This is a genomic window from Bradyrhizobium sp., from assembly GCF_052389815.1.
Classification (GTDB): domain Bacteria; phylum Pseudomonadota; class Alphaproteobacteria; order Rhizobiales; family Xanthobacteraceae; genus Bradyrhizobium.
Genome location: NZ_JBQTHN010000181.1, coordinates 1 through 22,599 on the forward strand (window position 1 = coordinate 1; position 22,599 = coordinate 22,599).

Annotated in this window: 19 protein-coding genes; 8 read left to right on the plus strand and 11 right to left on the minus strand. The window is 65.1% G+C overall.

Features of this window, described 5'->3' with window-relative positions; genetic code table 11:
• The 5 genes from ACT4OC_RS26130 to ACT4OC_RS26150 all read left to right on the plus strand — a co-directional run.
• A partial coding sequence (locus ACT4OC_RS26130; RefSeq protein WP_444841930.1) for an ABC transporter permease subunit occupies positions 1 to 350 on the plus strand: 350 nt, incomplete at its 5' end.
• A gap of 4 nt (positions 351 to 354) precedes the next feature.
• The gene (locus ACT4OC_RS26135) at positions 355 to 1,047 is read left to right on the plus strand and encodes an amino acid ABC transporter permease (protein ID WP_444841931.1); all 693 of its coding nucleotides are present in this window, start codon (positions 355 to 357) and stop codon (positions 1,045 to 1,047) included.
• 9 nt (positions 1,048 to 1,056) lie between these two features.
• Positions 1,057 to 1,788, plus strand: a complete 732-nt coding sequence (locus ACT4OC_RS26140; RefSeq protein WP_444841932.1) for an amino acid ABC transporter ATP-binding protein — start codon at positions 1,057 to 1,059, stop codon at positions 1,786 to 1,788.
• A gap of 156 nt (positions 1,789 to 1,944) precedes the next feature.
• Positions 1,945 to 2,805, plus strand: a complete 861-nt coding sequence (locus ACT4OC_RS26145) for a D-amino-acid transaminase (RefSeq protein ID WP_444841933.1) — start codon at positions 1,945 to 1,947, stop codon at positions 2,803 to 2,805.
• Between the two features lie 107 nt (positions 2,806 to 2,912).
• A complete protein-coding gene (locus tag ACT4OC_RS26150) occupies positions 2,913 to 3,653 on the plus strand; it encodes a helix-turn-helix transcriptional regulator (protein ID WP_444841934.1) in 741 nt (246 codons plus the stop codon).
• Here the strand turns inward: ACT4OC_RS26150 and iaaH are convergent.
• The 4 genes from iaaH to ACT4OC_RS26170 form a co-directional block, all read right to left on the minus strand.
• Complete coding sequence (iaaH, locus tag ACT4OC_RS26155) at positions 3,650 to 5,167, minus strand: indoleacetamide hydrolase (RefSeq protein ID WP_444841935.1); 1,518 nt, start codon at positions 5,165 to 5,167, stop codon at positions 3,650 to 3,652. The genes ACT4OC_RS26150 and iaaH overlap by 4 nt on opposite strands.
• Before the next feature lie 94 nt (positions 5,168 to 5,261).
• A complete protein-coding gene (locus ACT4OC_RS26160) occupies positions 5,262 to 6,047 on the minus strand; it encodes a fumarylacetoacetate hydrolase family protein (protein WP_444841936.1) in 786 nt (261 codons plus the stop codon).
• A gap of 11 nt (positions 6,048 to 6,058) precedes the next feature.
• The gene (locus ACT4OC_RS26165; protein ID WP_444841937.1) at positions 6,059 to 7,426 is read right to left on the minus strand and encodes an LLM class flavin-dependent oxidoreductase; all 1,368 of its coding nucleotides are present in this window, start codon (positions 7,424 to 7,426) and stop codon (positions 6,059 to 6,061) included.
• A gap of 13 nt (positions 7,427 to 7,439) precedes the next feature.
• Positions 7,440 to 8,492 (minus strand): Ldh family oxidoreductase, encoded by a 1,053-nt coding sequence (locus tag ACT4OC_RS26170; protein WP_444841938.1) that lies wholly within the window; start codon positions 8,490 to 8,492, stop codon positions 7,440 to 7,442.
• Between the two features lie 329 nt (positions 8,493 to 8,821).
• On the opposite strand from ACT4OC_RS26170, the gene ACT4OC_RS26175 reads away from it, so the two are divergent.
• Positions 8,822 to 12,913 carry a bifunctional diguanylate cyclase/phosphodiesterase gene (locus ACT4OC_RS26175; protein ID WP_444841939.1) on the plus strand — a complete coding sequence of 1,364 codons (4,092 nt, stop codon included), beginning with the start codon at positions 8,822 to 8,824 and terminating at the stop codon, positions 12,911 to 12,913.
• Here the strand turns inward: ACT4OC_RS26175 and ACT4OC_RS26180 are convergent.
• From ACT4OC_RS26180 to ACT4OC_RS26195, 4 genes are all read right to left on the minus strand, one after another.
• Positions 12,887 to 13,228: a hypothetical protein gene (locus ACT4OC_RS26180; protein WP_444841940.1), complete on the minus strand. Its 342-nt coding sequence runs from the start codon at positions 13,226 to 13,228 to the stop codon at positions 12,887 to 12,889. The two genes, ACT4OC_RS26175 and ACT4OC_RS26180, sit on opposite strands and share 27 nt — an antisense overlap.
• Before the next feature lie 110 nt (positions 13,229 to 13,338).
• Positions 13,339 to 14,373 (minus strand): UDP-glucose 4-epimerase GalE, encoded by a 1,035-nt coding sequence (gene galE / locus ACT4OC_RS26185; protein ID WP_444841941.1) that lies wholly within the window; start codon positions 14,371 to 14,373, stop codon positions 13,339 to 13,341.
• Entirely contained in the window at positions 14,373 to 15,194 is an 822-nt protein-coding gene (locus ACT4OC_RS26190; protein WP_444841942.1) for a WecB/TagA/CpsF family glycosyltransferase, read from the minus strand. The genes galE and ACT4OC_RS26190 overlap by 1 nt, the downstream gene beginning before the upstream one ends.
• A gap of 317 nt (positions 15,195 to 15,511) precedes the next feature.
• The gene (locus ACT4OC_RS26195) at positions 15,512 to 17,014 is read right to left on the minus strand and encodes a hypothetical protein (protein WP_444841943.1); all 1,503 of its coding nucleotides are present in this window, start codon (positions 17,012 to 17,014) and stop codon (positions 15,512 to 15,514) included.
• A 325-nt stretch (positions 17,015 to 17,339) separates the two neighbouring features.
• Between ACT4OC_RS26195 and ACT4OC_RS26200 the strand changes: the two genes are divergently transcribed.
• Positions 17,340 to 18,458 (plus strand): GNAT family N-acetyltransferase, encoded by a 1,119-nt coding sequence (locus ACT4OC_RS26200; RefSeq protein WP_444841944.1) that lies wholly within the window; start codon positions 17,340 to 17,342, stop codon positions 18,456 to 18,458.
• 49 nt (positions 18,459 to 18,507) lie between these two features.
• On the opposite strand, the gene ACT4OC_RS26205 is transcribed toward ACT4OC_RS26200, so the two are convergent.
• A complete protein-coding gene (locus ACT4OC_RS26205) occupies positions 18,508 to 19,731 on the minus strand; it encodes an FAD-dependent oxidoreductase (RefSeq protein WP_444841945.1) in 1,224 nt (407 codons plus the stop codon).
• A gap of 94 nt (positions 19,732 to 19,825) precedes the next feature.
• Positions 19,826 to 20,131 carry a hypothetical protein gene (locus ACT4OC_RS26210; RefSeq protein WP_444841946.1) on the minus strand — a complete coding sequence of 102 codons (306 nt, stop codon included), beginning with the start codon at positions 20,129 to 20,131 and terminating at the stop codon, positions 19,826 to 19,828.
• Here ACT4OC_RS26210 and ACT4OC_RS26215 point away from each other — a divergent pair.
• Positions 20,130 to 21,476: a lipopolysaccharide biosynthesis protein gene (locus ACT4OC_RS26215; RefSeq protein WP_444841947.1), complete on the plus strand. Its 1,347-nt coding sequence runs from the start codon at positions 20,130 to 20,132 to the stop codon at positions 21,474 to 21,476. The genes ACT4OC_RS26210 and ACT4OC_RS26215 overlap by 2 nt on opposite strands.
• A gap of 13 nt (positions 21,477 to 21,489) precedes the next feature.
• Here ACT4OC_RS26215 and ACT4OC_RS26220 read toward each other — a convergent pair whose 3' ends face one another.
• Complete coding sequence (locus tag ACT4OC_RS26220; protein ID WP_444841948.1) at positions 21,490 to 22,596, minus strand: glycoside hydrolase family 5 protein; 1,107 nt, start codon at positions 22,594 to 22,596, stop codon at positions 21,490 to 21,492.
• Positions 22,597 to 22,599: the final 3 nt, after the last annotated feature.

A 22,599-nucleotide genomic window follows, 5' to 3' on the forward strand; every position in this document is an offset into this window, starting at 1 on the left:
GAGCCGGCATCGCCTCGCTGCCGCGCGGACAAAAGCAGGCGGCGACCGCGCTTGGCCTCACCACGGTGCAGACCTATCGCTACGTGCTGCTGCCGATGGCGTTCCGCATCATCCTGCCGCCGCTGACGTCGGAGTTCCTCAACACCATCAAGAACACGGCGGTGGCGATCACCATCGGCCTGATCGAGCTGACCGGACAGGCGCGCTCGATGCAGGAATTCTCGTTCCAGGTGTTCGAGGCCTTCACGGCGGCAACCGTGATATATCTCCTGGTCAACTTCATCGTCGTCACCTTCATGCGCCTCCTCGAGCGTCGGGTCGCGATCCCCGGCTACATCACGGGGAAATAGCGCGATGCTCGGCAGCTTCGATTTCGACGTTATCCGCCGCTCGCTCCCGTATTTGTTCTACGAGGGCATGACCTTCACGCTGACGCTCACCGCGCTCTCCGCGCTCGGCGGCCTCGTCTTCGGCACGCTGATCGCGCTGATGCGGCTCTCCGGCTACAAGCTGCTCGGCCGTATCGCCGGGCTCTATGTCGACTTCATGCGCTCGCTGCCGCTGGTGCTGGTGATCTTCTGGTTCTACTTCCTGGTGCCCTATATCGGGCAATGGCTGACCGGCGCCTCGCGCCCGATCAAGGTCGGCGCGTTCTCATCATCGCTGATCACCTTCATCATGTTCGAGGCGGCCTACTTCTCCGAGATCATGCGTGCCGGTATCCAGTCGATCTCGCGCGGGCAGCCGGCCGCGGCCAGCGCGCTCGGCATGACCTACAGCCAGTCCATGCGCTATGTCGTGCTGCCGCAGGCGTTCCGCAACATGCTGCCGGTGCTGCTGACCCAGACCATCGTGTTGTTCCAGGACACCTCGCTTGTCTACGTGCTCTCGATCACCGATTTCCTCGGCGCCGCCAGCAAGGTCGCGCAGCGCGACGGACGTCTGGTCGAGATGTACCTGTTCGCGGCCGTCGTCTATTTCACCATTTCCTGTGTCGCCTCCTGGGGCGTCCGGCGCCTGCAGGCGCGCATCAGCATTGTCCGCTAGCGAGGGCGCATGATCGAACTCCGCAACGTCAACAAATGGTACGGGCCGACCTTCCAGGCGCTGAAGGATTGCACCACCAGCGTCGCCAAGGGCGAGGTCGTCGTGGTGTGCGGTCCCTCCGGCTCCGGCAAGTCCACGCTGATCAAATGCGTCAACGCGCTGGAGCCCATTCAGGGCGGCGAGATCATCCTCGATGGCATCAAGGTCAACGATCCCAGGACCGACCTTCCTAAGCTACGCTCGCGCGTCGGCATGGTGTTCCAGCATTTCGAGCTGTTTCCGCACTTGAGGATCAAAGAGAACCTGTGCCTGGCACAGGAGAAAGTGCTGGGCCGGCCGCATGACGAGGCGCTTGCCAAGGGCATGAAGCTATTGGAGCGGGTCGGTCTGACGGAGCACGCCAACAAATATCCGGCCGAGCTCTCCGGCGGCCAGCAGCAGCGCGTCGCCATTGCGCGGGCGCTCGCCATGGATCCGATCGCGATGCTGTTCGACGAGCCGACCTCGGCGCTCGATCCCGAGATGATCAGCGAGGTTTTGGACGTGATGGTCGATCTTGCCCGCGAGGGTATGACCATGATGGTGGTGACCCACGAGATGGGCTTTGCCAGCAAGGTCGCTCACCGCGTCATCTTCATGGACCGCGGCGAGATCGTCGAGGATGCGAAGAAGGAGGATTTTTTCGGCAAACCGCGCAGCGACAGGGCGCAGAAATTTTTGTCGAAGATCTTGCAGCACTAGCCCCATTGTCATTCCGGGGCGCGCCTCTTGGCGCGAGCCCGGAATCCATACTCCCGATGGTGGTTATGGATTCCGGGCTCTCGCTTCGCGAGCCCCGGAATGACGAGGGGAGAGTCGAGTGAACCAGCCCCCACTTCCCTTTACAGGAGACACCATTTGGAACCGATCGCTTACGTCAATGGCGCCTTCGTGCCGCTCTCGGAGGCCAAGGTCTCGATCCTCGACCGCGGCTTCCTGTTTGCCGATGGCATCTACGAGGTCGCCGCCGTGCTCGACGGCAAGCTGATCGACAATGCCTCGCACTTGGCGCGGCTGCAGCGCTCGGTCGGCGAGATCACGCTGGCACTGCCGGAGAGCCTGGAGCGCATCCAGGAAATCCAGAAGGAGCTGGTCAAGCGCAACAGCGTCGCCAACGGCCTGGTCTATCTGGAGGTGACGCGCGGCGCCGATAGCGGTCGCGACTTCGTCTTCCCGAAGAACGACGTGAAGCCGACGCTGGTCATGTTCACCTCGGAGAAGGACATCGTGAACGCGCCGTCGGCCAGGACCGGCATCAGTGTGATCACCGTGCCCGACATCCGCTGGGCGCGGCGCGACATCAAGAGCGTGGCGCTGCTGGCGCAGGTGCTGGCCAAGCAGGCTGCCGCCGAGGCCAAGGCCGGCGAGGCCTGGATGATCGAGGACGGCAAGGTGACCGAGGGCGGCTCCTCCTCCTGCTTCATCCTCACCCAGGACGACGTGATCGTGACCCGCCAGAACGGCAACGAGATCTTGCCGGGTTGCACCCGCAAGGCGGTGGTGAAACTCGCCGAAGAGCGTCAGCTGCGCATCGAGGAGCGCGCCTTCTCGGTGGAGGAGGCGCTGGCTGCCAAGGAAGCCTTCATCACCAGCGCCAGCCTGTTCGTGCAGGCAGTGGTCTCGATCGATGGCAAGAAGGTCGGCGACGGAAAGCCCGGTCTCATGACGAACCGGCTGCGCGAGATCTACGTCGATTTCGCCAGGGCGACGGCGGTCTAGGGAGGCCATGGCCGCAAGCCCTTGTCGCACGGCTCTCTTGCTCGCGGCCAGCAAGCGCTGCCGGCGGTTCCCAGCCCCGCGGTTCTGCGATAGGATCGCAACCCGCCATGTACGTCACATCAGCCGAAAGCCGGGTGCTGTCGCGGGTCTTCGGGCTTTTGTCCGAAGACCTCAGCGAGCATGACGTGCGCGAAGCGGTCGGGCACGATTTGCTCGAGCTGTTGCAGGCGGACTACTACGCCTCCTTTGTCTGGCAGGATAAGCCGGGCCGTTTCGACAAGGCCGTCTTCCTCAACATGGACCCGAAGAACCTTGCGGCCTATGACTCCTACTTCCAGTATCACGACCCCATCACTTTCAAGCTGCAGGCACGGCGGGAGGCGACGCTCGTCACGCAGGTGATGCCGCAGCGCGACCTGATGCGCACCGAGTTCTTCGGCGATTTCCTCGCCTGCGACGGCCTGCATTGGGGCGTCAACGCCTACAGCTATGTCGGCGACCGCAACATCGGCGATATCAGAATCTGGCGCAGCCGCAGGCGCGACAATTTCGACGGCCATACGCTGGAGCTGCTGCGGTTGATCGAACCCGCCTTCACCGGCGCGCTGGCGCGTGCCGATGGCATTACGACCGGCGGCGCAGCGCGTGGTCAATCGGCCGAGCTGACGCTTTCGGTGCGAGAACTCGAGATCGCCCGCATGGTTGCGGACGATCTCAGCGACAAGGAGATCGCTTGGCGCCTGGGCATCGAAATCTCGACGGTGCGCACTCATCTCAAGCGGATATTCGCCAAGCTCGGCGTCCACCGCCGTAGCGGTGTCGCCAGCCTCTTGGCGAGGCGGCGTTAGCGACCCGCCGGCGCCGGCAGCCGTCCGAATACCTTTTCCATCGCCATGCCGATCGCAAGCAGCCGCCGGTCGCTTCCCGCGGGACCGTCGAGCTCGATGCCGACGGGCAATTTGCTTGACGCGCCGAGCGCGATTGGAATCTGCAAGCCGGGCACGCCGGCGTTGGAGCCGGGATCGGTGTTCTGGATGAACAGCAGGAAATTCTCCAGGCTGGAGGAATCCGGCTGGGCGGCGATGGCGACTTTCGGCACCGTCGGGAATACGATGGCATCGAGCTTGTTCTTGGCGAACGTTTCCTTGTAGAGCGACCGCAGCGCGGGACGCGCCGTCTTCATGGCCTCGTCATAGGCGGGCTTGGCGTCGACCACCGTGTTGTTCGGACCCGGCAGTTTGCGCGGGATCACGAGGCCATCATAGGTGCCCTTCACGTCGGGACTCGCGATGTCCTTGGCAAGTGCATCGATGCTGACACCGGCGCCGCTCTTCTTCAGATACGCGACCATGTCGTCATAGGCCTCGTAGAGCGCAAGCGGGAAGCCGACCTTGCCGTTGAGCTCGCCGAGCTTCGGCATCTCGACGTCGACGATGGTGATGCCGGCGGACTTCAGCTTGTCGAGGCCGGTGCGGAACGCAGCCTCGGTGTCGCTGTCGAGATTGGCGAGCATGTCCTTGACGACGCCGAGGCGGACGTCCTTGAGGTTCGCGGGCGTAGCCGCGCCGCCGCCCGCGATGACGCGATCGAGGATGGCGACGTCGGCGACGGTGGCGGCCATCGGGCCAGCGGTATCGCGGGTGTGCGAAATCGGAGCAATGCCGCCTTGCGGATAGCGCCCGACGGTCGGACGCAGCGAGGCGCAGCCGTTCAGCGCGCAGGGGACTCGCACCGATCCGCCCGTATCGGTGCCGAGACCCGCGGTGACGATGCGTGCTCCGATGGCCGCGCCTGTGCCTGACGATGAGCCGCCTGCGATCCTGGTGGCGTCGTAGGCGTTGCGGACGCCGGGCTCGGGCCCGGTCTTGAAGCCGCCGTTGTAGCCGGAGATGCCGAAGGCAAGTTCGTGCATGTTGGTCTTGCCGATGATGATGGCGCCGGCCGCGCGCAGCTTTGCGGCCACGGGCGCGTCCTTCTTCGGTATGAAGCCCTTGAGAGCAGGGGTGCCCGCGGTGCTCGGCAAGCCCGCCACCTCGATGTTGTCCTTGATGACGATGGGGACTCCGCCGAGCGGCTTGCAAGCACCCTTCTTGCGGCTCGCGTCGAATGCAGCCGCCGCCTTCATGGCGCCGGCTTCGTCCAGCGTGATGAAGACGTTGAGCTTCGCGCTCGCCTTGGCGCGTGCGATCGCCGCCGATGTCAGCTCGGTGCTCGTGATCTTGCCGGCGCAGATGTCGGCTGCGGCCCGCGCGGCGGTCAGTCGATCCAGATCGGGCGCGGGCTGCGCAAAGGATGAAGACGGACCGGACGAGACGATGAGACTTGCCACGGCGGTGCCAAGCAGGAACCTGCGGTAACCCATGATGCCCTCCATAGGTTCTTGGTGAGTTTTCCGCTGCCAAGTCTAGCCGTCGCTGGTTCCGGCGCTTGTCCCCATTTCCGGGGACGAACGAGGACTAGCGTCCATCCCGGACGAAGCGATTGCGCAAGGTGCCGATCCCGGTGATATCGATTTCGACAACGTCGCCGTGCTTGAGGTCGGGCGAGGCGCCGTCGGTGCCCATCCAGATCACGTCGCCCGGCCACAACGTGAAGTATTTCGTCAGCTCGACCAGAAAGGGCACGATGCCGAAGATCATGTCGTTGGTGCGGAAACGGCCGGTTTCCTTGCCGTTGACGCGGATCACGGTCTGCATGCTGTCGAGATCGACGTCGGTCTCGATCCAGGGTCCCATCGGCTTGAAGGTGTCGGCATTCTTGGAGCGCCACAGCCCGCGGTCGGCCTTCTGCCAGCTGCGCTCGGAGACGTCATTGCCGATGGTGTAGCCTAATACGCAATCCATCGCGTTCGCTACGGTGAGGTGCTTTGCCCTCTTCCCGATCACGACCACGAGCTCGCCCTCGTAATGGATCTTGTCGGTCGCAAAGGAGGGGATCACCACATCCTCGTCATGGGCGATCAGCGCATTCTGCGCGCGGTAACCGATCTCGGGCCGGTCGGGCACGTTGGGAACGGTGCCGGCCTTGTCGGCGGCTTCCTTCAGGTGCTTCAGATAGTTCAGACCGACGCAATAGAAGGTGCGCGGGATCAGCGGCAGCTCGATCTTGACGTCCTTCAGCGCGTGCGACTGCGCCGTCTTCCGCCACTCGCCGAAGGGATCGCCGCTCACGGCCATCACCGTGCCGCCCTCGACGATGCCCCAGGAGGTCTTGCCCACGGCGGTGAATCTTAGCCAGCGCATGCCTGTCTTCCCTATTCCGCCGCGGCGAGGGGCTTCGTCTTCCAGGCTCCCGCCGCCGGGCGCTTCAGCCCCAAATTCTCGCGCAGGGTCTTGCCGGCATAATCCCTGTGGAACAGCCCGCGGCGCTGCAGCTCCGGCACCACGTGCTGGACGAAATCGGCATAGGAGCCGGGCACGATGGTTGCCGCGATGACAAATCCGTCGCAGCCGCGCTCGACGAACATTTCTTCCAGCATGTCGGCGATCTCTTTCGGCCCGCCGACGATCGCATCGTGCACCTGACCCCGGCCGGAGAAAGTGACGAAGTCGCGCGCACTCGGATTGCTCTTGCCCGAGGCCTTCAGCACGCCGTCGCGGATGCCCAGAATGCCCTGCATGCTCTTCAGCTCTTCGGTAGTCAGCGGCTCGTCGAGACCCTTGGAGGCGAAGTCGTAGTTCAGCGCTTCCGCCAGCAGCGACAGCGCATCGATCTGCAGCGGCAGCTTGTCGATCAGCGCCATCTTGTCTTCGGCCTCGGCCCTGGTAGCGGCGCAGACCGGCGTCGTCAGGTTGCACAGGAATATCTGGTCGGGATCGCGCCCGGCCTTGGCGGCCGCGTTCTTCGCCGCCGCATAGCCTTCCCTGGCGCCGGCAAGGTTGCGCGCGGCGGTGAAGATCACCTCGCCCCATCGTCCGGCAAAGCGCTGGCCGCGGCCGGAAGCGCCGGCCTGGATGACGACGGGATGGCCCTGCGGCGAGCGCGGAACGGTGAACGGCCCGCGCGACTTGAGGAACTGTCCCTTGTGGTCGAGCCGCTTCACCTTCGAGGGGTCGGCGAAACGGCCGCTCTTCTTGTCCATCACGATCGCGCCGTCCTCCCAGGCGTCCCAATGGCCGAGTACCACCTCCATGAACTCGTCGGCACGGTCGTAGCGGTAGTCATGCTCGAGATGGGAATCCCTGCCCATGTTGAGCGCCTCGCCGTCGTTGAGCGAGGTGACGACGTTCCATGCGGCGCGCCCGCCGGTCATGAGATCGAGGGTCTGGAAGCGCCGGGCGACGTCGAACGGCTCGAAATAGGTGGTCGAGGCGGTCGCGCCGAGCCCGAGCTTTTCGGTCGCCATGCCCATGCAGGTCAGCACCACCAGCGGGTCCATCTTCACGCAGCGGATGCCGTACTCCACGGTGTGAGAATGGTCGTTGCCGTAGCGGTCGGGCATGGCCAGGCGATCGTCGAAGAAGGCCATGTGGAATTTGCCGGCTTCGAGGATGCGGCCGATCTCCTGGTAATAGTCCGCCGACATCGAATCGTCGCGCGATTGCGGATGCCGCCATGAGCTCGGCAGGTTGGTGCAGTTCTGCGCCTGCAGGAAGCCAACCAGCGCCATTTGCCGCGTCATGCCGCTCTCCCTCTCAGGCCAGTCCCAGTTCGCCGGCGATCTTGTATTCGGTCGCGAGCGCGCGCAGTTTTTCCCATGTCGCGTCCTCGATCTCGATGCCGTCCTTGCTGCGTTGTTGCTCGCGCAGATACTCGACCTCGCCGGGATAGAACACGCCGCTTGAGCCTTCCGACGGCGGCGTCGATTTCAGATAGCGCGCGAACTCGGCGACCTCTCTCTTGAAGTCCTGCAGCGGACGGAACGCGGCGACGTTGAACACCGCCATGAACACGCCGTCATTGTGCCGGCCGCTCGGCTCGACGCCGAATCCCAATCCCGTCAGCAGCCCGCAAAGCACCTCGACAACAGCGGCGAGGCCGCTGCCCTTGTAGCCTTCGGTGCCGCCGAGCGGCAGCAGCGCGCCGCCCTTGCGATACTGCGTCGGATCGGTGGTGTGGCGTCCGTCGGCGTCGATGATCCAGCCGGTCGGGATCTGTTCGCCGCGCGCGACCGCAAGCTGGATCTTGCCGGCGGCCACCGCCGAGGTCGCCATGTCGAGGTAGAAGGGGGCTTCGAGATCGGAGGGCACCGCGATCGAGATCGGATTGGTGCCGAGCCGCGCTTCGCGTCCGCCAAACGGGGCAACGTGCTTCGGCGAGCGGCCGGAATCGGCGGTCGCAATGCCGATCATGCCCTCGCGCATCGCCATTAGGGGATAGGCGGCAAGCCGTCCGACATGGCTCTGCCGGAACACGGTGCAGGCAGCGACGTTGGCGGTCCGGGCCTTGGCGATGGACAGCTCCATCGCCTTGGCGTTGACGTGGAAACCAAAGCCCCAATTGCCGTCGATCACGGTCGTGGTCGGCGATTCCTGCATGATGGTCCACTTCGCGCCCGGTACGATGTGCCCGGCCTTGACGCGGTCGATATAGGTCGGGATCGCGATCACCCCGTGCGAATCGTGGCCGGCGAGATTGGCATTGACGCAGCCGACGGCGACCGCATTGGCTTCCTCCGCGGAGGCGCCGGCCGCCTCGAGCAGCGCCGCGCCGATGTGCGCGAGACGGTCGGCCTGGACGATCGGCATTCGGCCTTCCTTTGCGGCTCCCCTGGCGGCGCGGGTGGCGGCTCTTCCTTGTTGTCGGATGGCATGGTCTCAAAGCGCCGGGCCCTTAGCAATCGCCGTCGGGCGAAATCTTGGGTGCAATGCAGCAGGTGCAACGCTGTGCCGCCTGCCGGAAGGCGTGCCGGGCGCCGGTGCCAGCGCCCCAACAAGGTAACCAATTGGTTGTTCGCCTCTGCGGCATTCGTCGGATGTTTACCCTGATTGCAAGTCCGGGCCCCGCATAACGGGCACTTAGGCATCTCACACGCATTAAGTCTGCTGGGTCAGTGTGTTGGCTGAGGGAACCGGGCTTGGAGACGAATACCGCGCGTACGCTTGCTGCATTGAATGCCACGAACGAAGCGATCCTGTACGCGAAATCGCCGGAAGAGCTCTACGCGAAGGTCTGCGAAGCCGCCTTCTCGAGCGGCGATCTGTTGGCCGCGACCATCTTCCTGCACGAGCCCGGCACCGATCTGTTGCGCTTTACTGTCGGCCTCGGCGAGGATACCGCCCGGTTGCGCAGCATCACGATCTCCGCCGATCCCGATACGCCAGAAGGCTCCGGCGTCGGCGGGCAGGCCTTCCGCGAAGGCAAGGTCTGCGTTTCCAACGACTTTCTCAACGATGTGCGCTCGCTCGCCTGGCGCAAGGGCGCCGCCGATAGCCATGTCGGGGCGGCGGCGGCGATGCCGCTCACCTGCAATGGCAAGAGCGTCGGCGTGCTGCTGGTCACCAAGCGCGAGGCGGGCTCGCTGAGCGAGGAGATCGTCTCGCTGCTGGAGCGGATGTCGAAGAACATCTCGTTCGCGCTGGACAATTTCGAACACGAGACCGCGCGCAAGCGGAGCGAGCGGGCGGCGCGGCGACTGGCCCTGATGTTCGGCGCCATCAGCGCCACCAACGAGGCCATCCTCCGCGCCAAGACCGAGCTCGAGCTCTACCAGCGCGTCTGCGACGCCGCGGTCCACAGCGGCAAGTCGTTGGGAACGGTTGCGCTGCTCGCCGAACCGGGCTCGATCTGGCTGAAGGCAGTGGCTGCCACCGGGGAAATCGCAACCCGGATCACCGAGACCAGGTTCTCCATCGATCCCGACAATCTCTACGGCAGGGGCGTCACCGGCGAAGCCTTTCGTACGAAAAAGCCTTGCGTCAATCCGGACATCGCGGCCAACAGCGGCCCCTGGAAAGACGTGCAACGCGAAACCGGCGTGACGGCCTGCGTTGCGGTCCCGTTGATCAAGGCGGAAGCGAGTGTCGGCGTGCTGTTGTTCTTCGTCGGCCGGGCGTGGGCCGCCGACGAGGAGATCATCGCACTGTTCTCGCGCATTGCCGAAAACGTCTCCTTCGCGCTCGACAATTTCGAGCGCGCGGCCGAAAGGGCGAGGCTGGACGAGCGCAAGCAGAGCCTCACCCGCATGTATGCGGCTCTGAGTGCGACCAATGAAGCCATCATGAGGGCGAAGTCCCGCGCCGAGCTTTATGAGTTGGTTTGCGAGGCGGCGGCACAGGGCGGCCGCTTCAACTCGGTCAGCATCCTGTTGTCGCAAGCCCCCAGCGATCATTTTGCGATGGTGGCCTCCGCCGGGCCGACGGCGCATAACGCCCGCCGGTTGAAGGTATCGACCAGCGAGGCCCATGCCGAAGGACGGGGCGTTTGCGGCACCGCGTTTCGCAGGCGGCATGCCAGCATCGCCAACGATTTCATCAACGATCCGCGCGGCGACGCCTTTCAGCAGGTCATCCAGAGCGACGGGGCGCGATCCGGTGCGGCGTTTCCGCTGCTGGTCGAGGGGCAGCCGGTCGGTGTCATGCTGTTCATCTCGGCCGAGCTGAATCCGTTCACGACGGAGTTCGCCGAACTGCTGCAGCGGCTCGCCGATAACGTTTCCTTTGCGCTCGGAAGCTTCGCCCGCGCCGATGAAAAGGCGCGCACCGAGCAACAGAGGGAGCGGCTGGCCCGCATGCTTGCGGCGCTGAGCGCGACCAACGAGGCGCTGGTGCGCGCCAGATCCCGCACCGAGCTGTTCGAGCTGGTGTGCGAGGCTGCCGCGCAGGGCGGCAAGTTTACATCGACCAAGATCGCATTGGTCAGGCCGGACAGCGATTTCATGGAGTTCGTTGCCGCTGCCGGCCCCACGGCCGCCGGTGCGCGCTCTGCGCAAGTTTCGATCAACCCGGATCATCCGGAAGGCCGCGGGCTTGCGGGAACGGCATTCCGTACCGGAAAGCCCTGCATCGCGAACGACTATCTGGCGAACCCCAATACCCGAGCCTTCCATGCGCGTGCCCGCGAGGACGGCGCGCAATCGGGAGCTTCGTTCCCGCTGATCGTTGGCGGATGCGTCGTCGGCGTGATGATGTTCGTCTCGTCCGAGAAGGATACCTTCACACCGGAGTTCGTCGAGCTTCTGGAGCGGATGACCAACAACGTGTCGTTCGCGCTGAGGAATTTCGACCGTGCCGACGAAAAGGCCCGCACCGAGGAGCAGAGGGAGCGCTTGGCCCGCATGCTCGCGGCGCTGAGCGCGACCAACGAGGCGATCGTGCGGGCGAAATCGCCGGCAGAACTGTTCCGGTTCGTCTGCGAAGCCGCCGCGGAAGGCGGCAGGTTCACTTCTGTCTCCATAGCTTTGACGAGGCCGGATAACGACCTCTTCGACGTCGTGGCCGTCGGGGGCCCAACTTCGGCCGTGGCGCTTCAGATGCGGATCTCCACCGACGAGGCAATACCGGAGGGGCGCGGTCTGTCGGGCAGGGCCTTCCGTGCGGGCAAGGCATGCATCGCCAACGACTATCCGGTGGAGCGCGACGCGCCGATCTTCCAAACGGCCACGCGCCTCCAGGGCGCGCAATCGGGCGCCTCCTTCCCCCTGTTCACCGGCGGGAGGGTCGTCGGCGTCATGCTGTTCGTCTCCACCGAGAAGCATACGTTCACGCCGGAGTTCGTCGAGCTGCTGGGGCGTCTGACCGCAAACATTTCCTTTGCGCTGGAGAATTTCGGTCGGGCCGAAGAGAAGCGCCGGGCCGACGAGCGCATCGAGTACCTGGCCTCGCACGACAGCCTGACCGGTTTGCCCAATCGCGAGATGTTCAACGGGCTGCTGCGCCAAACCATCGAGACCGCGCAACGCCATGCGCGAAAATTCTCGCTGCTGTTCATCGATCTCGATCGCTTCAAGGTCATCAACGATTCGCTCGGCCATGAAGCCGGCGACATGCTGCTGGTGGAGGTCGGCCACCGCCTGCGCGGCGCGCTGCGCGCCAGCGACGTGGTGGCGCGGCTCGGCGGCGACGAATTCGTCGTTGTCCTGGAGGAGTCCGGCGAGCGTGGCGACATCGAGCGGATCGCCGCCGGAATTCTCTCCACGCTGAGCCAGCCCTTGCAGCTCAGCGGCCACGAGTGCCACACTACGGCTTCGATCGGCATCGCGCTCTATCCGTCGGACGGCATCGATGCCCAGACGCTGACCAAGAACGCGGACATGGCGATGTATCTCGCCAAGGAGGACGGCAAGAACGGCTTCCGCTTCTTCAGCCGCGACGTCGAGGTGCAGTCGATCGAACGGCTGACGCTGGAGACGGCGCTGCGGCGCGCCCTGGAGCGCGAGCAGTTCTCGCTGCATTACCAGCCCAAGGTCGACATGCTGACCGGACAGATCACCGGCGTCGAGGCGCTGCTGCGCTGGGAGCATCCGGATTTCGGCATGGTGCCGCCGATGCAGTTCATTCCGCTGGCGGAAGAGACCGGCCTGATCGTGCCGATCGGGCGCTGGGTGCTGAAGGAAGCCTGTGCGCAGAACATGGCCTGGCAGTGCCGCGGCCTGCGTCCGGTGTCGATGGCGGTGAACCTGTCGCCGCGCCAGTTCGCCGATCCCCATCTGCTGCAGGACGTCGACGAAGCGCTGGTGGCGAGCGCGATGTCGCCGGTGCTGCTGCAGCTCGAAGTCACGGAGAGCATGGTGATGCGCAACGTCTCCCGCGCCATCCGCGTGCTCGATGCGATCCAGAGCCGCGGCATCCGCATCGCCATCGACGATTTCGGCACCGGCCATTCCTCGATGTCGTTGATGAAGCAGTTCCCGATCGACACCATCAAGATCGACCGTTCATTCGTCCGCGACCTTGCCGAGGATCCCGAGGATCAGGCGATCGCGCAGGCCATCATCAGCATGGGCAAGGCGCTGGGCATGACCGTCGTGGCCGAAGGCGTCGAGACCGCGGAACAGCAGACCTTCCTGCGCGATCACGGTTGCGACGAGATGCAGGGTTTCATCGTCAGCAAGCCGGTGCCCGCGGGCCAGCTTGCCGACCTTCTGCGCGCGCCTGCCGAGCTGGCTTCGCCGCCGCTGCAGCCTGATGACGACATCGAGCCGTCAGGGCTGAAACGCACTGTCGTCTGACGGCTGCGGATGCAGGTCGCGCACGTCGGAATCGGTGGAGATCACCTTTCGCGAGAAGTCATACGGCCACGGCATCGAACTCTGGCCGGCCAGGGAGCCCAGCAACAACTTTGCGGCGTCGGAATACGTCGCAGCGTCGGGCAATCCCAGCCGCCGACATGACGACGCCGGTAATGCGGTCGCGAGCTCCCTGACATCGAGCGCGGGGCCCCACCACCACGCCGGCGCCGGCGGCCGTTCCGCCTCCGTGATCGCCCGCCATTGGGCGTATTCATCGATCACGCGTTCGAGCTGCAACTCTGCTGCCGGGTGCATCGAGCCTCCTGATGCGCCGGATATTAGCGCCTCGCGCGCCGAGAGCAATCCGCGGAAGAAGCGACGAGCATCTCGACGGGCGGAGCCGGAGCATGGCAACTGCAGCCGCCTCAGGCGGCGGGATGCAGCTGTTTGCCGGAATTCGCAGGCTCACTCATCTTCAGCGGATGGGCCTTCCTGTGCCAGGCCCAGGCAGTGCGGATGATGGTGGCGAGGTCCGAATGCACCGGGGTGAAGCCGAGCGCAGCGCGCGCGGCTGACGGGTCCGCCACCAGATAGGTCGGATCGCCCGTGCGGCGCGGTTTGATGCTGTGCGGCACCGCGCGGCCGGTCTCGGCTGCGATGGCCGCGAGAATCCCGCGCACCGAAAAGCCTTTGCCGGTGCCGAGATTGAACACGCCGCCGCCATGGCCCTGCAGCAACTGCTGCAGCGCCAGCACATGGGCGGCCGCGAGGTCGCTGACATGGATATAGTCGCGGATCGCGGTGCCGTCGGGCGTCGCATAATCGTCGCCGAACACCGCGAAGTCGCCGACATGGCCCTGCAGCGCCATCATCGCGCGCGGGATCAGATGGGTTTCGATCTTGCGGTCCTCGCCGATGCCGCCTTGCGGATCGGCGCCGCTGGCGTTGAAGTAGCGCAAGGCAAAGGACGAGAGGCCGTAAGCGCTGCGATAATCGGCCAGCACGCGCTCGATCATCCATTTCGAGGCGCCATAGGGATTGATCGGCGCGCACGGATAATCTTCCGGCAGCGCCTGGCTGTCGGCATTGCCATAGACCGCGCCGGTGGAGGAGAACACCAGACGCGTGCAGCCGGCCAAACGCATGGCATCGAGCAGGGCCAGCGTGCCGGCGAGGTTGTTGAGATAGTATTTTTGCGGATCGGCGACGGATTCGCCGACCAGGCTCGACGCCGCGAAATGCATCACCGCCGCGATCTCGTGCTCGGCGAGGGCGCGTGCCAGCGTCGCCTTGTCGGAAATGTCGCCGACCACGAGCGCACCGCTGACGAAATGGCGATGGCCGGTGGAAAGATTGTCGTAGACCACGGCGCGGAATCCGGCGCGCTCCAGCGCGCGGCAGCAATGCGAGCCGATATAGCCCGCGCCGCCGGTGACGAGGATCGCCGGACGGTTTGCCATCAGTTCCGCCTGCTGCGGCCGCCGGTCTGCCGGCTCTTGTTGAGGAGCAGGTAGAGCGCACGCGGATTGGTGGTGAGATAGCGCCAGAACAGCCGGCGCGGCTCCAGCCAGATGCGCCAGGCCCATTCGAGACCGGCGCGCTGCATCCATTGCGGCGCGCGGGCGCGGCGGCCGGACAGGAAGTTGAACAATCCGCCCGAGGTCTTGATCACGCCGACATTACCGAGGCGCGGCGTGAACTCTTCGACGAAGGCCTGTTCATAGGGCACGCCGAGCGCGACCCAGAGATAGTCAGGCGCCAGCGCGTTGATCTCGTCCACCTTGGCGCGCAGGGCCTCGCCGCGCAGATAGCCGTGGTGATGGCCGACGATCTTCAACTCCGGATACATCTTGCGGACGTTGGCGACGGCTGCGCCGTTCTCCGTCTCGTCCGCGCCGAACATGTAGAAGGTGAGCCCCGCGGCTTGCGCCTTGCGCGCGACCACATGGAACAGATCGGTCGTGGCAACGCGCTCGGGCAGCGGCGTTTTCGACTTGAGGCGCGACACCGCGACCAGCGGCTGGCCGTCGGCGCTGATCAGGTCGGCGGTGCGGAACAGGCGCTCGGTCGTCGGCTCGGTAGAGCAGCGCGCCAGCACCTCGCCATTGGCCGAGGTGAGGTGCAGCGGACGCGGCGTACGGCGCCGCGGCTGTACCAGTTTGATCATGAAGTCGGCGGTCTGCTCGAGGTCGAGCACGGCAAGCCGGAGACCGCCCAGGGTGATCCGGCGGATGTCGGCTGTGGCGGCCCGCCCGACCGGGTTTGCGCGGCGCTCATGCATGCCATCCCCCTGCATCCCGTTGACGGCGCCCGGCGAAAGGCAGGTTCGCGGCGCAACCGATGTCACCCGTCGCGACGCGAGGTGTCGCAAAGCCGGACATCGCGGACACGGTCGCCGTGCCAAAACAATCCGACGTGTCGTTGTCAGTCGGCGCGGGCCGGATCTGCTGGGATTTGGGCATAGTTCTCATGTTCTTCGGCACCGTTAGCGGACGCTCAAATAGCTGGAGTTCCTATTAGCAATAATCGCTCCAGCTGCGAGGCCAGGCGCTGTGATTGCTGTGTCGTGGTTAATGCGGGAGGAAAAAAGCGCGCTGGCTATCGCGCTGCGTCGGCTGCCGCGTCGCTCTGTGCGCGGATGTGATTGCCGATCACGAGGCCGGTCAGACACAAGAGCAGGCCGAGCGCCGGCGGGGCAAACAGAGCCTCTTCCTGGAAGATGCCGTTGACCAGCACGACGATGACTCCGAAGGCAGCGACGCCCTGGGTCAGAATTCCCGACGCTGCGTACAGCCGCCAGGCCCGCATCGCCATTGCGAAGTAGAAGCCGAGCGGAACGAATGCGGCAATGCCCATCTGGTAGATCATGACGCCGACGGCACTCTCGACGGCGCCGTCGACGCTGCCGGCCGCCTGTGCCGCGTTCCAGTCGATGGAGTAGAAGCCTTCCGACAGATTGCCGCCGACGCCGAGGCCGCGGCCGAGCGGGTTCTGCAAAAACCCGTTCCAGCCGCCCATGAAGCCGAGCACGTGGTAGTCGCCGAGTTGCAGGCCGATGCGGATCGCCAGAATGGCGTAGGCGATGAGCGCCAGCAAGCCGCAGACGAGCGTGATCACGGGCCCGATCAACCAGGTTGCAGCCCATGCTGCCATGACGAAGATCACCAGGATCAGCGCGCCCTTGACGCTGCAGAGGACCAGCAGCGGAATGGCGGCGAGCGCAATCCAGGGTCGGCCGACCGAAAACAGGAACAGCACGAAGAAGCCGACGCCGTAGCCGAAGCTGATCGGGCTCATATTCGGCCCGAAGATGCGCAGGATCGTCGACAGCCCGAAATCCTCGAGCAGCGGCGTGTTCAGGAAGCCGAAGCGGAAGCGGTCGATCAGGTCGACCGGCACGAATCCGGTGGCCCGCATCTCGGCCTCCCACGTGCCGGACTGTGTGGCCTTGAGTTCGTCAAAGCCCCAGAACCTGTAGCCGTTGGTCACGGCGAGCCAGAAATCGCGGAAGAAGAACTCGACATAGCCGCAAGCGAACAGGATGACGGCGATCGTGACCAGGAACGGCGTCGTGCGGACCTCGAAGGTCGCGGCCGTCAGCAGTGAGAGCTGGAACAGGAACAGCGGCAGCACGATGTTGCGCAGATAGATCGAAGCGGCCATCGGGTTGTGCACCGCGCCCATCACGAAATACAGCATCACCACCGCGAGCGTGACGAAGCCCCAGGTCATGATGCGGTTGATTTCCGCCGAGTGATTGCGCTGGCGGAGCATGTAGAGGCCGACGGTCACCAGCCACATGACGGAGCAGACGAGGAAATTGTAGCCCTTGACGAACTCCAGCTCCGAGGGCGTCGAGAAATTCGACGACAGGATGGATACGAACACGTTCTGGAAGAACAGGATGAAGATCGCGCATGACGCCGCATAGGCCGGCGTCGCAATGACGATGGCGCAGGCGACGAAACTCTGCACGGCGATGGCCAGAAACGTATTCGCCGTCTGCAGGATGGGCGCAAAGGCGATCGACGCAACGGCAATCAGCAGTGCCGGCAACACGTCGCTGGCAGACAGCGATCTCTGGGCGATACTCGGGTACACTGCTTTGGCGATCGCTTGCGGTTGGCGTGATTCGGCCCTTGCCACACATAAGCGATCTGCCAAGATAATGGGTAAGCAAGCTTGGTTAACGGCGCGGTAAGGTGAAGGTCCCGCGCCGGCGCGGGTTCGTCGGCTTGGAACGCCTTCACAGCCCGGCACTTGACCGAACAAGTCCGCCGTTAACTATCGGCGCGATGCGACGTTTGCGCGCAGCCGGCAATCGAGTATGTACCGGTGGAACCCAGCGGCAAGCTGCAGCACCCGGTGTGACCTCGATCGTCACAGCCCCGAGTCGGCCCGCGACATCGATTGTTTGTTTCAGCGCATGCACCATTCGGAAGCCGCCTTCGACGTCAGCATCGACAATTCGTTCGACTTCCTCTCGGCCGAGTACGCAACGCTGTTCGACAATTCCGTCGCGACCGCGTTTCAGCATCCGCTCTGGCTGGACAGCCTGTACCGGAATCTTGCGTCGGCCGGCGGCACCAGGCGTCTCATCCTGGTGGTGCGTCGCCGCCGCGGCGGCGAGCTTGCCCTGGTGCTGCCGTTGGTTCGCGTCCGCCGCGGTCCGCTACGCACCGTCGAATTCGCCGATGTTCGCGTCTCCGACTATCTCGCGCCGATCTGCAGCGAGAGCAATTTCGTCGAGCTCGTGCAGGACGCCGCGGCGTGCCGCGAGATGCGGCGTCTGCTTCGGCCATTCGACCTGCTTCGGGTCCCCAAGCTGCGCGATGGCAGCGTGAGCCTGGAGAGGCTGCTCGATGCGCCTACCCGAGCGTCCATGGACACGAACGCCTATGCAGTCGAACTGAAGGACAGTTTCGCTGACTGGCGCGCCGGAGCGCTCGATCGTTCGTACCAGAAGGAGCTCGCAAAGAAGCTCCGGCAGCTGCAGCGAAAGGGCGATGTCCGGTTCACCTGCGAGGATACGCCGGATATCGTCGCGACGCTGGAAATGATGAAGCAGTACCGTGGGCCGCGATTCCATGCTCGCGGGGACGGCGACCTGCTGCAGCGTCCGGAGTACTTCGCCTTCTATTCCGACATTGCGCTGCGCGGCGCGGGATCATTCTCGCGTCTATATGCGATGCGAATGGACGGCCGGGTGATCGCTGCCGTGCTTGGGCTCTGCCACAAGGCGACGTTCCTCGTCATCATGGGCGCCTTCGATATCGAAGGCTTCAAGAGCCAGTCGATCGGCTCATTGATGTTCGAGCGGGTCGCGATGGATTGCATCGAGCGCAAGGATCGCGTGCTCGATTTCACCATCGGCGACGAGCCCTACAAGAAACTGTTCGGCGCTCAGCCCTCGCCGATGTGGGCGATCACGCGGACCGGCAGCGCCGCGGGCAGCCTCGCCGGCTTTGCGCTGGAGCAGGCGCCGTGGCTCAAGATGGCCGCGCGGCGCATGGCTGGATTGAGGCTCTTGCCGGCGCGCGGCTGAGCCGCGCCGCACACGGACCGGTCAATTCTGCAGGGCTGGATTGCCGCGATCAGGCGGCGCGGAGCCGCTTGCGGGCGCGCGCGACCCAGCCGGGATTGATGGCATCGACGCGATGCGTGACGCTGCGCCGCAGGAAATGCAGGTGCCGCCGCAAACCCCAACCGATGCGGCTGTCCGATGTCAGCGCCTGCCGGAAATGCGCCATCCTGAATGCGTGCTGGTCGGAAGCCATCTTGGCCTCGTCCGAATAGAATTGCGCGATCTTGTCGATGCCCATCCCGTCGGTTTTGAGCCACTGCGGCACATATGCGGTGCAGAGCCGTTCTAGGTCGACCAGCAGGCGGCTGACGCCGGTGCCGGCTGCCGGGCAGGACGTCTGGAAGGCGTCGCCGACCAGCACGAGACCCGGCTGCAGATGGCCTTCCACATTGGCGAGGTCCATGACCCAGTGGTGCACGCGGTCGATGACGCGGAATTCGCCGAGATAGCTGCGCAGGCCGGGCATCAGGCGGAACAGCGTCGACTTCGGGTCGCGGCGCAGCTCGCGCATGATCGGATCGTTTGGATCGCGGAACATGAACAGGTTCGCGCGCATACCGTCCGGCATCGGGAAGATGCTGATATAGTCGATGCCGTCGCTGGTCCGCTCGCCGTAACAGGTGAGCGCCGGGAAGCCGAACGTGCCGTTCTCCGGGGGCGCAACGGTGAAGCCGAAGGCGAGCGAATGGCGGGAAACAAGGACCCGGCGCGAAACGCCGAGACTGTAGGGCAGGGCACCGGCCATGCCGGTGGCCAGAACCACCAGACGGGCCACCACCTCCCGGCCGGAGGCCAGCGTCACGTGCTGCAGATCCTGGCCGGTGCGGATCGACTGCACCTGATCCACGATCAGCGCTGCGGGATCGGCGATCATGCTGCGCGCGATCGCCACCATGGGCGCGTAAGGCAGCCCGAAGTTCAAGCCCCGGCTGATATCGACCAGCCTGCCCTCGCGGATGTTCAGCGTGGTATCGAACGCGCTGGCGCGCTGCGCAAATGGCTCGAGCAGGCCGAGGCGCGCGAGGATTTCCACCTGTCCGCCGCCGAGCTTCTCGACGCGGAATTCATCCGGATAGACCGCCCGCTTGTCGATCAGAGCCACCTTGTGACCCGCCCGGGTCAACACGGCGGCCGCGAGCGAACCGGAAAGGCCGCCGCCGACAATGGCAACGTCCACGGTAATGCGATCCGGATTTTGTCCGCCCTGTGCGGCGAGGTTCATGTCGGTCGTCATCGTGCCCTTCGCAACTTGCTGGCCGGTGTTTGTGCAAGTTCGATGCCCGATAGCCGCTGGCGGAACCCGGCGCGACCGCTTTGCCGCAACGAGGTTAACGATTCTCGACCGTCGGCTGGTACGGAAATCGCTCGAAGCAGCAGATGGGCCGCCGTTTACCTTCGAATCGAAAGTTCGACCGGCGGAGCGCCGGACGTGCGAAATAGGTGCGCGCCTTGCCAGCGATGTCGCTGTCGCGGAAAGGATCGGGGCAGGAGGGGAAATCGCCCGCTTCTGCCTCTTCCCGGGACAAGCGAGACAATGGCGAATACAGGAATGATGCAACTGGCTGGACATTCGTTTGAGCGCGATGCGGCGCGGTTGCAGCGCCGCCCGGCGAGCCGTTGCACGATGCCGTCATGATCGCGTCCCTTCTCCAGATGGTTCAGCGCGATGTCACGCGCGGGGTTGCCGGCACCATCCTGCTCAAGGTCGGCAGCGGCGGCCTTGCGTTTGCGATGTTCTCGCTGGCGGCGCGTACCATGTCGCCGGATGCGTTCGGCACCTTCGCAATGTGGCTCTCCATCGCCCAGATCGCGTCGGTGGTGGGCCTGGTCGGGCAGGAGCTTCTGCTGGTCCGGTTCCTGAACGAGTACCGGGTGGACGGCGATGACGGCCTGACCAAGGGCGTGCTGCTGTTCAGCCTGAAAACCTCGGTGCTGGCGACGCTCGCGGCGACCGCCGTCGTCATGATGATCGGCGGCTTGCGCGGCGATTCCGCATTGCTGCTGGTATCGGTCGCCGTCTTCATGGGCGTCAATTCCGGGCTGATGCTCGGCAGCCAGATCGCGCGCGCCGTCGTCGGCATCCTGATGGGCGAGGGCAACCGCGAATTCTTCTGGCGCATTTTCGTGGTGGCCGGCCTGCTGGCCCTGTTGCTCAGCGGCGGAATCATCACCCCGACGCAGCTTTTTGCGTTGGTGGCAGCGGCAATGTTCGGCGGGCTGATCGTGCAGATCGTCGCGATCCTGCGCAACCTGCCGCAGATACGCGGCGTCCCGGCGACTTTCGAGCGCAAGCGCTGGAAGGCGAGCGGACTCCGCTTCTGGCTGTCGTCGATCCTCGAAGCCGCCAACCAGTATTTCGACGTCATCCTGATCTACTGGATGCTGGATCCGGTGATGGCCGGCATCTATTTCGCGGCCTCGCGCCTTGCCAACGTCTTTGCGATGCTGTCGGCGGCGCTCTACACCTTTGCGGCCCGACGCCTGCCGTCGCTCCACTTCAGCAAGCAGCACGACGAGTTCGAGCAAACGCTGACACTGATGGGGGAGGTCACCGCGCTGTGCGTCGTCAGCGGCCTCCTCATCATCTGGGTGGGAGCGCCGCATCTGCTTGGATTGTTCGGTCCGCACTTTGTCAGCCAGCAGTGGACGCTGATCGTGCTGGCGATCGGCACGGCCGTCCAGGCCGCCGGCGGTCCGGCGGCGGCGATCATCCAGCTCACCGGCCATGAGCGCGCCTATGTCCCGGTGGTGGCCGCCAACGTGGTGCTGCGGCTGATCGGCTTCTTTGTCCTGATCCCGTGGCTCGGGGTGCTCGGCGCGGCGATATCGGCGACCGTGTCGCTGACGCTGGCGACCATTGCGCTCAACGTCATGTGCCGCCGCTGGACCGGCGTCGATCCCTCGGTCCTCGTGCTGCTCCGGCGGCCAAGCTGGAGGACCAAGCCGGCTGCGGCGCCCGCGACCGAGCCGAAGGTCTGAAGGACCGCGGAAGCTATCGCTGGCCGAGCAGCGCCTTCAAGGCTTCCACGTCCACCTTGCCGGACGCCGCGTCCGCGAAGCCAAAGCCTTGCGACAGCTCCCAATGCGTCCAGCCCCAGCAATGCTGCCGCGCATGGGCGGTGACATCGGCGAGCCACCGAAGCCGACTTTCGCGCGGGGCGCCGGCTTTCAGCACGCCGAATTCGTTGATGATGATCGGCCGCGCGTGGCGCTGCTGCCAGGCCACCGCAGGCTCCAGCCATGTGCCGATCGTGCTGCCGGCAGTGGCGTCCTCCAGGATGGCAAGCGCGCGCGTTCTGCCGCCGTCGGAAAGTTGCTGCTTCAGGCCTTGCACCGAGGGATCGTCCGCCTTGGCCGGATAGGGCAGGTCCCTGATGTGATGCAGCGGATCGTTCCGGTCCCAGTGCGCCTGATGCGTGAACGCCATCGGATCGTAGAAATGGATGGCATAGACGACATTGGAATCGTCGAGCGGGCGAAAATCCGGCAGCGAGTCCGCGCGCTGCCAGTTGACGGGACCGACGATCAGCGTGGTTCGCGGCAGCAGTTGGCGCACGAAGGCGGCGAGCGTCTCGACCTCGCTCTGCCATCGCGCGGCGTCGACATCGGGCTCGTTCAAGAGCTCCGCGAAGACGCGGTCGGCAGGGAAGCTCTTGATGACATTGGCCAGCGCAGCCCACGCATCCTGCATCGCCTGCATCGATGCCGCCGCGTCCTCGCGGTGCAGTGCGTTGAACCTGTTGCCGGGATGCAGGTCGATCGAGACCGCATAGCCTGACCCGAGCAGCGCTTTCAGCGCAGCGTCGACGGCGCGCAGCCGCGCCTCGCGCTCGGCCGGCGCGGCAAACCGTTGCATGATCTGTTCTGCCGGAACCGGCAGGCGAACATGACTCATGCCGGCCTTGCGCAGGGTGGTTAGGAGGGCGCGCGGTGGCGGCAATTGTGCGCCGTTGATCCAGCCGTCGGCGTTGAAGCCGCGGGAAAGCGCGGCGATCCTGTCTGGCGCGACGCCGGGAAGCAGTGTCTGGCACGCCTGCGCCGAGCCCGTCCACAGGACAAGCAGCGAGGCAGCTATCGCCAACGCGGGCCGGGCGGCCATCGC